10 protein-coding genes are annotated in these 12,784 nt (G+C 70.9%); 3 read left to right on the top strand and 7 right to left on the bottom strand.

Going from position 1 to position 12,784, the window contains the following annotated elements; all coding sequences use genetic code 11:
- The first annotated feature begins 62 nt into the window (after window positions 1-62).
- Window positions 63-1,622, top strand: coding sequence for an OFA family MFS transporter (locus ACLQ3F_RS27305; protein ID WP_357195979.1), 1,560 nt, complete (start codon window positions 63-65; stop codon window positions 1,620-1,622).
- 89 nt (window positions 1,623-1,711) lie between these two features.
- Here the strand turns inward: ACLQ3F_RS27305 and nrfD are convergent, their stop codons facing one another.
- From nrfD to ACLQ3F_RS27275, 6 genes are all read right to left on the bottom strand, one after another.
- Window positions 1,712-2,677: an NrfD/PsrC family molybdoenzyme membrane anchor subunit gene (gene nrfD, locus ACLQ3F_RS27300; protein WP_425852255.1), complete on the bottom strand. Its 966-nt coding sequence runs from the start codon at window positions 2,675-2,677 to the stop codon at window positions 1,712-1,714.
- Window positions 2,674-3,717 (bottom strand): 4Fe-4S dicluster domain-containing protein, encoded by a 1,044-nt coding sequence (locus tag ACLQ3F_RS27295; RefSeq protein ID WP_425852254.1) that lies wholly within the window; start codon window positions 3,715-3,717, stop codon window positions 2,674-2,676. Before ACLQ3F_RS27295 ends, nrfD begins: the two co-directional genes overlap by 4 nt.
- 3 nt (window positions 3,718-3,720) lie before the next feature.
- Window positions 3,721-6,996 (bottom strand): formate dehydrogenase, encoded by a 3,276-nt coding sequence (fdh, locus tag ACLQ3F_RS27290; RefSeq protein ID WP_425852252.1) that lies wholly within the window; start codon window positions 6,994-6,996, stop codon window positions 3,721-3,723.
- A 159-nt stretch (window positions 6,997-7,155) separates the two neighbouring features.
- Window positions 7,156-8,997: a hypothetical protein gene (locus ACLQ3F_RS27285; RefSeq protein WP_425852250.1), complete on the bottom strand. Its 1,842-nt coding sequence runs from the start codon at window positions 8,995-8,997 to the stop codon at window positions 7,156-7,158.
- Complete coding sequence (locus ACLQ3F_RS27280; RefSeq protein ID WP_355006552.1) at window positions 8,994-9,758, bottom strand: ABC transporter ATP-binding protein; 765 nt, start codon at window positions 9,756-9,758, stop codon at window positions 8,994-8,996. Before ACLQ3F_RS27280 ends, ACLQ3F_RS27285 begins: the two co-directional genes overlap by 4 nt.
- Window positions 9,759-9,828: 70 nt before the next feature.
- Window positions 9,829-10,248 carry an ASCH domain-containing protein gene (locus tag ACLQ3F_RS27275; protein ID WP_425852248.1) on the bottom strand — a complete coding sequence of 140 codons (420 nt, stop codon included), beginning with the start codon at window positions 10,246-10,248 and terminating at the stop codon, window positions 9,829-9,831.
- A 77-nt stretch (window positions 10,249-10,325) separates the two neighbouring features.
- Between ACLQ3F_RS27275 and ACLQ3F_RS27270 the strand changes: the two genes are divergently transcribed.
- Window positions 10,326-10,724 carry an NUDIX hydrolase gene (locus ACLQ3F_RS27270; RefSeq protein ID WP_425852247.1) on the top strand — a complete coding sequence of 133 codons (399 nt, stop codon included), beginning with the start codon at window positions 10,326-10,328 and terminating at the stop codon, window positions 10,722-10,724.
- Here the strand turns inward: ACLQ3F_RS27270 and ACLQ3F_RS27265 are convergent.
- Complete coding sequence (locus ACLQ3F_RS27265) at window positions 10,721-11,791, bottom strand: XdhC family protein (RefSeq protein ID WP_425852246.1); 1,071 nt, start codon at window positions 11,789-11,791, stop codon at window positions 10,721-10,723. The two genes, ACLQ3F_RS27270 and ACLQ3F_RS27265, sit on opposite strands and share 4 nt — an antisense overlap.
- Before the next feature lie 118 nt (window positions 11,792-11,909).
- Between ACLQ3F_RS27265 and ACLQ3F_RS27260 the strand changes: the two genes are divergently transcribed.
- A complete protein-coding gene (locus tag ACLQ3F_RS27260) occupies window positions 11,910-12,782 on the top strand; it encodes an FAD binding domain-containing protein (RefSeq protein WP_425852245.1) in 873 nt (290 codons plus the stop codon).
- The last annotated feature ends 2 nt before the right edge of the window (window positions 12,783-12,784 follow it).

The following is a 12,784-nucleotide window of genomic DNA, read 5'->3' as shown; positions in this document are numbered from 1 at the left end:
AGGCTGTGAACTCACCGTCACGTAACGTGAGGATGCAGCCGTAGGAGGTGTGGACGATGCCCATGCTGTCGGTATTCGATCCTCGGCACACTGTCGCTCCCCCGGGATACAGCCGCTGGCTCATCCCGACCGCAGCACTGGCCGTGCACGTGTGCATCGGCCAGGTCTACGCGACAAGTGTCTACAAAAACTCCCTCATCGCGCACTTCGACGTCAGCCAGACGGCGATCGGGGCGATCTTCAGCATCGCCATCGTCATGCTGGGCTCGTCGGCGGCGGTCGGTGGACGTTGGGTGGAGCGGAACGGACCGCGCCGGGCGATGTTCGTCTCGGCGTGCTTCTGGGCCGTCGGGTTCCTGGTCGGCGCGCTCGGCATCGCGACCCAGCAGCTGTGGCTGCTCTATCTCGGGTACGGCGTCATCGGCGGTATCGGGCTCGGCATCGGTTACATCTCGCCGGTCTCCACGCTGATCAAGTGGTTCCCGGACCGCCCCGGCCTCGCCACCGGGCTGGCCATCATGGGGTTCGGCGGCGGCGCCCTGGTCGCCGGACCGCTCGCGCGCCAACTGCTCTCCCTCTACGACTCCGGCTACAACCCCAACAACCCGGCCGCCGTGGCGTCCGGCCACGCCCTCGTGGCACTCTTCGTCACGTTCGGCATCGGCTATTTCGTGATCATGATGTTCGGCCCGTTCAACGTCCGGGTTCCGGCACCGGACTGGCGACCCGCCGGGTTCGACCCCGCGAGCGTCGCCGCCCGACCCCTGGTGACCACGGCGAGCGTGTCCGTGTCGAACGCCGTGCGTACCCGGTCGTTCTGGTTGCTGTGGATCGTGCTGTTCTGCAACGTCACAGCGGGCATCGGCATCCTGGAGCAGGCAAGCCCGATGATCCAGGACTTCTTCCGGGACAACGGGACCGCCACCACGGTCTCGGTGACGGCGGCTGCCGGTTTCGTGGGGGTGCTGTCGCTGTTCAACATGGCAGGGCGGTTCGTCTGGTCGACAACGTCCGACCTCATCGGCCGCAAGCCCATCTACATGGTCTACCTCGGCGTCGGCATGGTGTTGTACCTGCTGCTCGCCGTCGCGGGCCACTCCGCGACCGCGGTCTTCGTCCTCATCGCCGCCGCGATCATCTCCTTCTACGGCGGTGGCTTCGCCACCATGCCCGCCTACCTGCGTGACCTGTTCGGCACCTTCCAGGTCGGGGCCATCCACGGCCGGATCCTCACCGCCTGGTCGGCAGCGGGCGTCGCCGGCCCGCTGATCGTCAACGGGATCCTCGACACGCAGGGCAAGCCCGGCACGCTCACCGCGGCGGCGTACCGGCCCGCGCTGTTCACCATGGTCGGCATCCTCGCCATCGGGTTCATCGCGAACCTGCTGGTGCGTTCCGTGCCCGAACGGTTCCACGAACCGGACCGAGGACCGACCTCGCCCGTGGCGAAGGCCACCGTCACCGAGCCGGTCGCGCTCGGGCGGGACAGCCAACCGCCCGCGCCGCCGCACGTCGGTAACCAGACCGGGCGGCTCTGGTTGTCGTGGCTGCTGGTCGCGGTGCTCCTCGGGTACGGCATCATCCAGACCGCGATCACCGCCGCGAAGCTGTTCACCGGCTGACGCGGGCGGCCCGTCGCGGGCCGGACCTGCTGCAATCGCAACGAAAAGGCACCCCTCGAGAGGGGCGCCTTTTCGTTGCGCCGATCCGCTCAGGGACGGGTCGCCGACCGCCCCTCGGCGAGCCGCTCCCGTTGTGGCACGACCGTGTACTTCGGATCGCGGGCCGACACCCGGCCCGCCTCGAACACGCCGAACCTGGTGGCCACCGACGATGCCACGAGGGCGGCGCCGGAGATCGCCGCCAGCACCCGGCTGCGTCGGCTGAACAGCGCGGCGACGGTGCCCACGCCGAGCAGCACGTCACCCGCACGGACCAGACGACCGCTGCGACCCTGCCGGTAGGGCTCACCGGTCAGGCCCAACCGCTCCATCCGGCGACCGCCGAGGTACTTGATGGTCGCCGCGACGACGGCGAGTCGCCGCAGCGGAGCGGTCTGGGCGGCGGGCGCCGCGATGAGGCCGACCCCGGTGGCGGCGGCGAGCGCGCTGCCACCGAAGACGAACGGCAGATAGGGGTACGCCTCATGCCAGGCAGGTACGGCGGTGTCGGCGAGCAGCACCCCGGTGTACGTGGCCAGCGCCGGGGCGGTGGCAGCCGCGGCCAGCCCGGCGATGTCGCCGACGGGTGGCGCCAGCCGGCGGGCGAGGCCGAGAACACCGTGCTCGGGGAGCAGCGGCGCCAGCTCGGCGACCGCGGCCACACCGGCGGCCGGGCCGAACGCGGCGAGGATCCAGGTGCCGACCGACATCGGCGAGGTCACCTTGACCACCCGGAGCATGTGATGGAAGCGGGCCGGCTGGCCGAGGTCGTGGACCAGCAGGTACGTACTGGCGGCGACACCGCCGAGGGCCGTCCAACGGCCCACGGTGCGCAGCCCCGGTCGTCCGGTCAGTTGGGCGGCCCCGCCGATCAGTGCGCCTCCGGCGGCAAGACCTCCGGCGAACAGGTAACCGGCGATGTCGTACTTCCACACCGGCGGCTTCAACACCGGCCGGCCGTAGTAGGAGGCGAAGTCGGCCGGCGGCACGGTGAGCTGCTCACCGCCGCGGGTCATGACCGCCTGCCCAGGAATGCGACAACAGTGGCGGCGGTCATCGCGAGGGCGGCCAGGCCGGCGTGCTTCCACATGGCCGGCAGGTCGCGGGTGGTCACGATCGGGTCGGGTGGCAACCCGTACACCTCAGGCTCGTCCAACAACAGGAAGAACGCCCCGTCACCACCGACCCCGTCATTCGGGTCGTGCCCGTACAACCTCGCCTCCGGCACGCCCCGCTCATGCAGCTTCGCCACCCGCGCGGCGGCCCGCTCCCGCAACTCGTCCAGAGCGCCGTACTGGATCGACTCCGTCGGACACGCCTGCGCACACGCGGGGGTCATGCCCGCGCCCAACCGGTCGTAGCACAGCGTGCACTTCCACGCCCGGCCATCGCCCTTGCGTTGATCGATGACGCCGTACGGGCAGGCGGAGATGCAGTAACCGCAGCCGTTGCAGATGTCCTCCTGCACCACCACAGTGCCGAACTCCGTCCGGAACAGGGAACCTGTCGGGCAGACATCCAGGCAGGCCGCGTGGGTGCAGTGCTTGCACACGTCCGACATCATCAACCAGCGAAAATCCGTCCGCCCCTCCGCGCCGGAACCCCTCCCCGGCGGCTGCGCACCCGGCATCCCCAGGAACTCCGGCCCGCCCGACATGCCGGCCGCCGCGGCGGGCGAGCCGGTGGGCAGGCCGGGGTCCGTTCCGGTGTCGGTGCTGGTACGCGCGCCAGCCGCCGCCGTCACCGGGCTGATCGCCGGCCCGTCCGGGTCCCCCGCGAACGCCGGAGTCGCCCAGCCGGCCGAACGGGGCTGCTCCACGAACGCGACGTGCCGCCACGAGTTCGCTGTCAACGCGCCGGTGTTGTCGTACGACATGCCCAGCAGGTCGAGCCCACTCTCGGGGACGCCGTTCCACTCCTTGCAGGCCACCTCGCACGCTTTGCAGCCGATGCAGACGCTGGTGTCGGTGAAGAACCCCATTCGCGGTGGCGGGTTCTCGTAGCCGGCGTCCGGTGCGGGGTCCAGCGGCCCGTACAGGGCGTTGGCGTGGGGCATGGGTCAGACCTCCTGGTCCGGGCCGCTGTCGGCGGAGTCGGTCGTGACCTGCGGTGGATAGTGCGGGCTCAGGTCGCCGGACCGTCGCCGGTAGTCGACGACGAGTTCCTGCAGCTCCAGGCCCCTGGGTCGACGGCCGGGCCGCACGTCGCAGGTGCCGACCTTGCTCTCCTGGATCAGCACGTTCGGGTCCAGGCTGATACCGAACAGGTCGTTGGCCGAGTCGCCGGTGACCAGGCCCTCGAAACCGAAGTGGTACGGCAACCACACCTGGTGGATGATCCGACCGTCCACCCGCAACGGGGTGAGCCGGTCGGTCACCAGCACCCGTGCCTCGATCGCCGCACGGGCGGTGACCAGGTGCGCCCAACCCAGGTGGGTGAGACCACGTTCGGCCGCCAACTCCGGCGACACCTCGACGAACATCTCGGGTTGCAGCTCCGCGAGGGGTGAGACCATCCGGCTCATCGCACCGGCGGTGTGGTGCTCGGTGAGCCGGCTGACAGTGAACACGTACGGGAACACCTGGCTGTGCGGTTCCGGCGGGCTCGGGTTGAGCGTGTTGATCGGGTGGGTGTAGACCTTGCGGGTCGGGTTGGCCTGCTGTCGGTAGAGCGGGTTGCGCACCGGCGACTCGACCGGCTCGTAGTGGGTGGGCATCGGCCCGTCGAGCACACCGGTGGGCGCGTACAGCCAGCCTTTGCCGTCGCCCTGGAGGATGAACGGGTCGTCGCCGGCGATGCCCGCCACGCCCGAGGCGTCGTGCGCCGGTCGGTAGGACGGCGGTTTGGTCTTCTCGAAGTCCGGCACGTCGTAGCCGGTCCACTCGCTCTTGTCGGGGTCCCACCAGACGTAGCGTTTGCGCTCGGACCACGGGTTGCCGTCCGGGTCGGCGGAGGCACGGTTGTAGAGAATGCGCCGGTTCGCCGGCCACGCCCAACCCCACTCGGGTGCCACCAGGGACTGCTCCGAGCCGGGTTTGCGGCGGGCCGCCTGGTTGACGCCGTCGGCGTACACCCCGGTGTAGATCCAGCAACCGCCGACGGTGGAGCCGTCGTCCTTCATCTCGGTGAACGACGCCAGCGGCCGGCCGGTGGCCACGTCGTACCCGTTGATCTCGCGCAGCACCGCCTCGGCGCTCGGCTCCGCGTGCGGACCGTGCGTGGGGTAGTCCCAGGCCAGGTCGAGCAGCGCACGGTCGCGCGGCTTCGTCGACGTCGCCAGCCGTTCCCGGATGACGCGACCGAGGTGGTAGAAGAACCAGAGTTCCGAGCGGGCGTCGCCCGGCGGTTCGACGGCTTTCTCCCGCCACTGCAACAGCCGTTGGGTCTGGGTGAAGGTGCCCTCTTTCTCCACGTGGGAGGCGGCCGGTAGGAAGAACACCTCGGTGCGGCACCCCTCAGGGGCGATCTCGCCGGTTTCGATCTCCGGCGCGTTCTTCCAGAACGTGGCGCTCTCGATCTCGAACAGGTCGCGGACCACGAGCCAGTCGAGGTTGGCCATGCCGAGACGCTGCGCGCGTCCGTGCGCCGAGCCGACCGCCGGGTTCTGCCCGAGCAGGAAATAGCCCTTGATCTTGCCGTCGATCATGTCGAGCACCTGCTGGTAGGTGCCGTGGTCGCCGGTCATCCGCGGCAGGTACCCGTAGCAGTAGTCGTTGTCGGCGGTGGCCGCCTCGCCCCAGTACGCCTTGAGCAGGTTGACGCCGTAGGTGCGGGCGTTGCCCCAGAAACCCTTCTGCCCGGGGTGCGCGATGCTGTCCACCCACTCGGTCAGGGTCGGGTGTTCGGCGTGGTGGGGCATCGGCAGGTAACCGGGCAGCAGGTTGAACAGCGTCGGGATGTCGGTGGACCCCTGGATGCTGGCGTGCCCGCGCAGGGCCATCACCCCGCCACCCGGGCGGCCCATGTTGCCCAGCAGGAGCTGGATGATCGCGCCGGTGCGGATGTACTGCACGCCGACGCTGTGCTGCGTCCAGCCCACCGAGTAGACGAGCATGCCGGTCCGGTCCCGGCCGGAGTTCTCCGTCCACGCCTGGGCCAGTTCGAGGAACTTCTCCTGCGGGATGCCGCAGACCCGTTCCACCATCTCCGGGGTGTATCGGGAGAAGTGCCGCTTGAGGATCTGGTAGACGCAGCGCGGGTGCTGCAGCGTCTCGTCACGTTCGGTCTCGCCGCCGACGGGCGCACCGTGCGACTCGTTCTCCAGCCCGGCCGCCGTCTCCCGCTGCGTCTCGCTGTCGCGGGTCGTCTGGTCCTGCGGGTGGCCCTGGTAGCGCCAGCTGGCCTGGTCGTAGGTGGCGTTGTCGTCGTTGAAGCCGGAGAAGAGGCCGTGCATGTCCTCGGTGTCGGCGTACTCCTCGGTCACGATCGTCGCGGCGTTGGTGTACGCGACGACGTACTCCCGGAAGTCCAACTCGTTGTCGAGGATGTAGCGCACCACCCCGCCGAGCAGCGCGATGTCCGTGCCCGCCCGGATCGGCAGGTACGAGTCAGCCAGGGCGCTGGTACGGGTGAACCGCGGGTCGACGTGGAAGACCTTCGCGCCCCGACGCTTGGCCTCCATCACCCACTGGAAACCCACCGGGTGTGCTTCGGCCATGTTCGAACCCTGGATGACGATGACGTCGGAGTTCGACAGGTCCTGCTGGTACTGGGTGGCGCCGCCACGACCGAAGCTGGTCCCCAGACCGGGGACGGTGGAGGAGTGTCAAATGCGGGCCTGGTTCTCGATCTGGAGCGCCCCCATCGCGGTGAACAACTTCTTGATGAGGTAGTTCTCCTCGTTGTCCAACGTCGCCCCACCCAGACTGGAGATACCCAGCGTCCGGTTGAGCGGTCGACCCTCGGCGTCGACGTCCTCCCAGGTCTCGTCCCGGGCGGCCAGGACCCGATCGGCGATCATGTTCAGCGCCGTGTCGAGGTCGAGGTCCTCCCACTCGGTGCCGTACGGCCGGCGGTAGCGGACCTTGGTCTGCCGCAGCGGACTGGTCACCAGGCTCTTGCTGGCCGCGCCCTTCGGACAGAGCCGACCCCGCGAGATCGGGCTGTCCGGATCACCCTCGATCTGGCTGACCCGACCGTCCTTGACGAACACCCGCTGACCACACCCCACAGCGCAGTACGGGCAGACAGACCGGGCCATCGAATCGGCGTCATCGGTGCGGGCGGTCAGCGCGCGGGACCCGTCGGACTTCGCCGCGGCACCCCGGCCCAGCGGATCCGTGCCGGCGAGCTGGCGATAGACCGGCCAGCCTTCGAACCAGCTGCGCACCCCCATCGCCGCACCTTCCCGACCAATCCCGCCAAATATGAACACTCTGACGTTAGTTGAGGTGCCGGCCCGGCCGCAGCGACATCACCAACAGTGATAACTCCCCCAGCCCTTCGGTACGGGCCTGGAGAGGCATGGGGTACGGCGTTGGTCAGTGGCTGTGGATCAGGGGCTGCCCGGTTGCGGTCGGCGATCCCACAGCACCAGGCCGGTGAGCAGCATCGCGACGCCCAGACCGACCATCGCCAAGCCCACCGCCGTGTGCGCGCTGCCGCTCAGGTGACCGGCCACGATCCACCCGCTGTCGATTTCGAACGCCAGCGGCATCAGCCCCTGCGGGATCACCGGGATCCACCCGACCGTCAGCAACCCCAGCGCCCACGCTGTCGACGTGTTCTCCCGATACCACTGCACGTCCCAGGTCAGCGGGAGCGCCGTCTCCGGGGGCCGGCTCCGCTGACCTGCCGCGGCGAGCACCGTCGTGCCGCGCTGGGCGAGCCGCTCGTCGGCCAGCCACAGGCCACCCCACCAGGTCGCCACGCCGGACAGCAGCCCGACCACCGGTAGCAGCGGTGCCGCCTCCGGCGGGCCCCAGATCATCAGGGCGAGCACCGGCGCGGCGGCGAGCAGCCCGGCAGCGGTGGCGACCAGCACGCTGACGATGTCGGTCGGGTTGTCAGCCGCGGTGGGGTGCCGCGGGTCGGCCACCGGGCGTACGCGCAGCAGCGACACCCACACCGGCACCGACGCGCCCGCGCCAAGTAGGGCCGGCAGGGTGGAGAGCGCGGCCAGCGGGTCGACGTCGGGGGCGAGGATGACGCCGACGACGGTGAGCAGCACGCCGATCGGAGTGACCAGCACCAGCCAGGCCAGGGCACGTCCCCGGACCTCGGCCCGTTCACCGCCCGGCGTGGTGAACGGCAGCCACAACGCGGTGCCGTCCAGCCCGACCAGCCCGGCCGACATCGCCGCCGCGCCGAGCACGGCGAACGTTCCGGCCCATGGCAGCAGCAGGTCCACGTCCGACAGCAGCGGCAGCCCGGCGAGCAACGTCCCGTACACCACAGCGAACGCCAGATACTGCAACCGCAGCGGGTGCCGCCTCCAGGCCCGCAACTCACGGCCGACGACCGCCCGCGTCGCGGCCGGCACCCACCCCGGCCACTCGCGCTCCGCCGTGGCCGGTGACGCCGCCGTGGTCCGGCGCGGCCGGAACGGCACGCCGGTGGCGATCACCCTTCGGACGAGCATGATGTACGCGGCGGCGCAGAGCGCCACGATGCCCATCAGGGCCGTCATCAGGCGCACCCCTTGCCCGGTTGGTCCGGTCACGGCGGTGACCGGCCAGCCGCTCGGCACGTACCCCATGGCCCGGACCACGTCCTGCGGCGCTGCCACGAGCAGTACCGACACCCACGGGAAGACGGCCCAGAGCGACCCGGCGACACCCATCGCCGTACCGGTGAGGACGCCGGTGAGCAACGCCCCGGCCGGACCACCGGCGTGGCCGACGACCTCCAGCGCGATGGCCGAGCCGATCAGCCCGAGCAGCCAGAGCAGCACTGCGCCGAAGGCGGTGACGAGGACCGCGACGGTGCCGTGCCGGGCGGCCTGCACCGGCAGCGCGGCGAGTGCCACCAGCGACACGGCCGGGCCGACCCCGATCGCCGACGCGGCGAGCAGGCCGATCGCGGCCGGGACACCGCCGATCGGCTCCAACCGCAGGTGGGCCGGGCGGACCCGGCCACGCCCGCCGCCGAGCAGCAGCGGCAGGACGATCCAGCCGAGTACCCACGCCCCGGCGAGCAGGCCGAGAGTGTGCTGGTCACCGTTGAGCGCGTACCGGATCAGCCAGGCGGCGGCGAGCAGACCGACCAGGCCGGCCACCGTGGGGCCAGGGTGTTCGCGCAGCGAGCGACGGAACATCCTCGCGCGCATCCGGGCCGGTACCGTGATCGCGCCGAGGGTGCCGCCCCGCCCTCCGGGGACGGTGGATTGCGCGCTCATCGTGCCCCGGTCAGCCAGTCCAGACCGGCGCTGCCGGAGGCTTCGGCGCCGACCAACTCGACGAACCGGTCCTCCAGGCTGCTGCCGGCGGCGACCTCGGCGACCGACCCGGCGGCGACCACCCGGCCCTGGTGGATCACGGTGACCTCGTCACACATCTGCTCGACGAGCAGCATCGAGTGGGTGGACAGCACGCAGGTGCCGCCACCGGCCACGAACCGGCGCAGCACCCGGCGAATGGTGGCCGCGGAGACCGGGTCGACCGCCTCGAACGGTTCGTCGAGCACGAGCAGTCGCGGCGCGTGCAGCAGCGCCTGGGCGAGGCCGAGCTTCTTGCGGGTGCCGGTTGAGCAGTCGGCCAACGGGGTGCCGGCGCCCTTGACCAGGCCGAGCACGTCGATCAGTTCGGCTGCCCGCTCGGCGGCCTCCGCCCGGGGCAGCCCTCGCAGCCCGGCGCTGTAGCGCAGCAGTTCGGCGCCGGTGAGGCGCTCCGGGAAGTCGAGGCCGTCGGGCAGCACGCCGGTCAGCGCGCGGGTCAGGCCGCGCTCGCGCAGCGCGTCGTGGCCCAGGATCCGGATCTCCCCGGAGTCCGGGGTGACCAGGCCGACGGCCATTCCGATGGTGGTGGACTTGCCGGCGCCGTTGGGCCCGACGATGCCGTGGAAGGTGCCGGAACGCACGGTCAGATCGATGCCGTCCACCGCGCGATGCGCCGCGAAGGTCTTGACCAGGCCACGGATCTCGAGTGCCGGGGGGATCACGCGCCGAGCATAGGTGACCGTCGACGATCGCGCCGTCCGCTGATCAACAGTGCACAGTGGGCGTTGCAGGTCAGGCGATGTGCACCGGCCGGAAGCGCTCGGTCACCACCAGGGTGTCGTCGTCCACAGTGAAGTCGGGTTCGCCCAACTCGGCGCGTACCTCGGCGCTGTGCCAGAACGTCTCGTGCCCCGCACGCCACTGCGCCACCGACTCGTCGCCCTCCCCCTCGGCCAGGGCGTGTGGCAGGTCGACGTCGGCGAGCCGGACCACCCGTACGTCGGTCAGCTCGATGGCCGCGACCCGGCGGCCGGCGGAGTCCACCACGGCCGACAGTTGACCCACCTCGGGCAGCGGCTCGTTCGCGCACTCGTACCCGATCAGCAGGCCCGTCGTCGAGGTCTTGGCCCCGGACAGGATCGCGCCCACGAGCTTGTCCCGCAGTGGCCCCGGAAACGCGAACTCGGCTAGCGGAAGATCATCGAGGTCCATCCGCGGAGCGTACGCGACCAGACGCGCCGGGCCGGACCGTCGTCGACATGCTCGCGGCGACGTGGCACGGTCTGATCATGGCCACCTACGAAGTCGCCCTCGTGCTGCTCGTCGATCAATCGGGTGCGGTGTTGCTGCAGCACCGCGACGAGGATGCGGTCGTCTCGCCGGGCCAGTGGAGCCTGCCGGGTGGCCACGTCGAGCCCGGCGAGTCACCGGAGGAGGCGGCCCGCCGCGAGTTGCTGGAGGAGACGGGCCTGACCGCGGGTGAGCTGCATCCGCTGTGGAGCGGTCCGCGTCCGTACGAGGCCGGCTTTTCCCACACCGTTACCGTCCACGTGTTCCGTGGCACCACCACGGCTCGACAGGAGGACGTCGTCCTCGGTGAGGGGCAGGCCATGGTGTTCGTCCCCCGGGACGAGGTGCTCGACCGCGAGTTGGCGGTCTCCGCGGCGCTGGTCCTGCGCCTGCCCTAATGGTGGATCGGGGTCGCCAGGTCGCTGAGCGGGCGTCCCGTGCCGCCCCAGGTCTGGGCCGTGATCTCGGCGGCGATCGCCACGGCCGTCTCCTCCGGTGTCCGCGCGCCCAGGTCCAGCCCGATCGGTGAGCGGAGGCGGGCCAGCGCGCTCTCCGGGACACCGGCTTCGCGCAACCGGCGTATCCGATCGTCGTGGGCACGTCGGCTGCCCATCGCGCCGATGTAACGGGCCGGCGTGGCGAAGGCGACCTGGAGCAGCGGCACGTCGAACTTGGGGTCGTGGGTCAGGACGCAGAGCACCGTGCGGTCGTCGACGGTCGTCGACTCCAGGTACGCGTGCGGCCAGCGGACGACGAGGTCGTCGACGTCCGGGAAGCGCGCACGGGTGGCGAACACCGGGCGGGCGTCGCAGACCGTCACGTGGTAGCCGAGGAACTTGCCGATCCGGGCCATCGCGGCGGCGAAGTCGATCGCGCCGAAGATGATCATCCGGGGTGGCGGCACGTACGACTGGACGAACACGGCCACCTCGTCGCCGCGCTGCTGCCCCTGCCGGCCCAGGTGGATCGTGCCGGTCACGCCGAGCGCGAGCATCCCGGTCGCCTGCCGGGCCGCCGCGTCGTCCAGATCGGGTGCGCCGAGGCTGCCCGCGACCCGATCCGGCCAGATCACCAGCTGGGCGTTCTCGACCGATGCGGTGGCGACCGGACGGCCGTCGCGGATCGCGGCGAGGACCTCGTCGAACTCGGCCATCGCCACGCTCGGTTGCACCAGGACCTGGATGGTGCCGCCGCAGGTCAGCCCGACGTCCAACGCGTCGTCGTCGCTGACGCCGAAGGTCTGGGTGTGCGCCGTGCCGGTCTGGATCGCGGCCCGGCAGAGTTCGTAGACGGCACCCTCGACGCAGCCGCCCGAGATGCTGCCCACCACGTCGCCGTTCGCCGAGACGGCCATCGCCGCGCCAGGTTGCCGGGGCGCGGACTGCCAGGTCCGCGCGACGGTCGCGACGGCGAACGCGACGCCCTCCGCACGCCAGCCGGCCAGCCCGTCGACGATGTCCCGCATGGCCGCACGATCCGCGAGCCCCGGCGGCACCGTCAACGGTGACCTAAGCAACTGCTTAGGTCACCGTTGACTTTGACCCCCGCCGGGCAGAGATTCTGCCGGACTACGGAGGTGCGACATGCAGGTGCCGGCACCGTTCGAGTACGAGCGAGCCACCAGTGTGGACCATGCGATCAGCCTGCTGGAGCGGTTGGGCGGGACAGCCCGCCTGATCGCCGGCGGGCACAGCCTGTTGCCGATGATGAAGCTCCGGCTGGCCAACTTCGACTATCTGATCGACATCAACGACCTGCACGGCGAGTTGGGCTACGTCGAGGCGGGCCCCGACGAGGTCCGCATCGGTGCGCTGACCCGGCATCGGGAGCTCCTCGAATCCCCCGTGCTGGCGACGGCGTTCCCGATCTTCGCCGACGCCGAACGGGTGATCGCCGACCCGGTGGTGCGCAACCGGGGCACGCTGGGCGGCTCGCTGTGCCAGGCCGACCCATCCGAGGACCTGTCGGCGGTCTGCACGACGCTCGACGCGCGGTGCGTGATCCGTGGCCCGGGCGGCACGGAGCGGGTCGTGTCGATGGAGGATTTCCACGTCGGGCCGTACGAGACGGCCGTCGCCGACGACGAGATCCTGGTCGAGATCCGGCTACCGGTACGGCCCGGCTGTGGCAGCGCGTACGCCAAGGTCGAGCGCCGGGCCGGCGACTGGGCCGTGGTGTCGGCCGGCGCGGCGGTGTGGCTCGACGGCGGCGCGATCGTCGACGCCCGGGTCGGGCTCGCGGCGGTCGGCCCCAACACCACCGGCATCCCGGCGATCTCGGCGACGCTGCGCGGGCAGGAACCCTCGGAGAGCCTCTACGAGCAGGCCGGGGCGATCGCGGCGGACAGTTGCGACCCGGTGACCGACCAGCGCGGCAGCGCGGACTACAAGCGGCATCTGGCCGCCGAGCTGACCCGGCGGACCCTGCGCCGGGCCGTCGAACGGGCGAGGAGCTGAGC

The organism is Micromonospora sp. DT15 (assembly GCF_049841475.1).
GTDB lineage: Bacteria > Actinomycetota > Actinomycetes > Mycobacteriales > Micromonosporaceae > Micromonospora.
This window is presented reverse-complemented; position numbering and strand designations above follow the sequence as displayed.

Coding starts and splice junctions, on each gene's coding strand:
- nrfD (WP_425852255.1), bottom strand. CDS start 2,677: ATGACCCGCGGCGGTGAGCAGCTCACCGTGCCGCCGGCCGACTTCGCC.
- ACLQ3F_RS27285 (WP_425852250.1), bottom strand. CDS start 8,997: ATGAGCGCGCAATCCACCGTCCCCGGAGGGCGGGGCGGCACCCTCGGC.
- ACLQ3F_RS27265 (WP_425852246.1), bottom strand. CDS start 11,791: ATGCGGGACATCGTCGACGGGCTGGCCGGCTGGCGTGCGGAGGGCGTC.
- ACLQ3F_RS27295 (WP_425852254.1), bottom strand. CDS start 3,717: ATGCCCCACGCCAACGCCCTGTACGGGCCGCTGGACCCCGCACCGGAC.
- ACLQ3F_RS27305 (WP_357195979.1), top strand. CDS start 63: ATGCTGTCGGTATTCGATCCTCGGCACACTGTCGCTCCCCCGGGATAC.
- ACLQ3F_RS27270 (WP_425852247.1), top strand. CDS start 10,326: ATGGCCACCTACGAAGTCGCCCTCGTGCTGCTCGTCGATCAATCGGGT.
- ACLQ3F_RS27260 (WP_425852245.1), top strand. CDS start 11,910: ATGCAGGTGCCGGCACCGTTCGAGTACGAGCGAGCCACCAGTGTGGAC.
- ACLQ3F_RS27275 (WP_425852248.1), bottom strand. CDS start 10,248: ATGGACCTCGATGATCTTCCGCTAGCCGAGTTCGCGTTTCCGGGGCCA.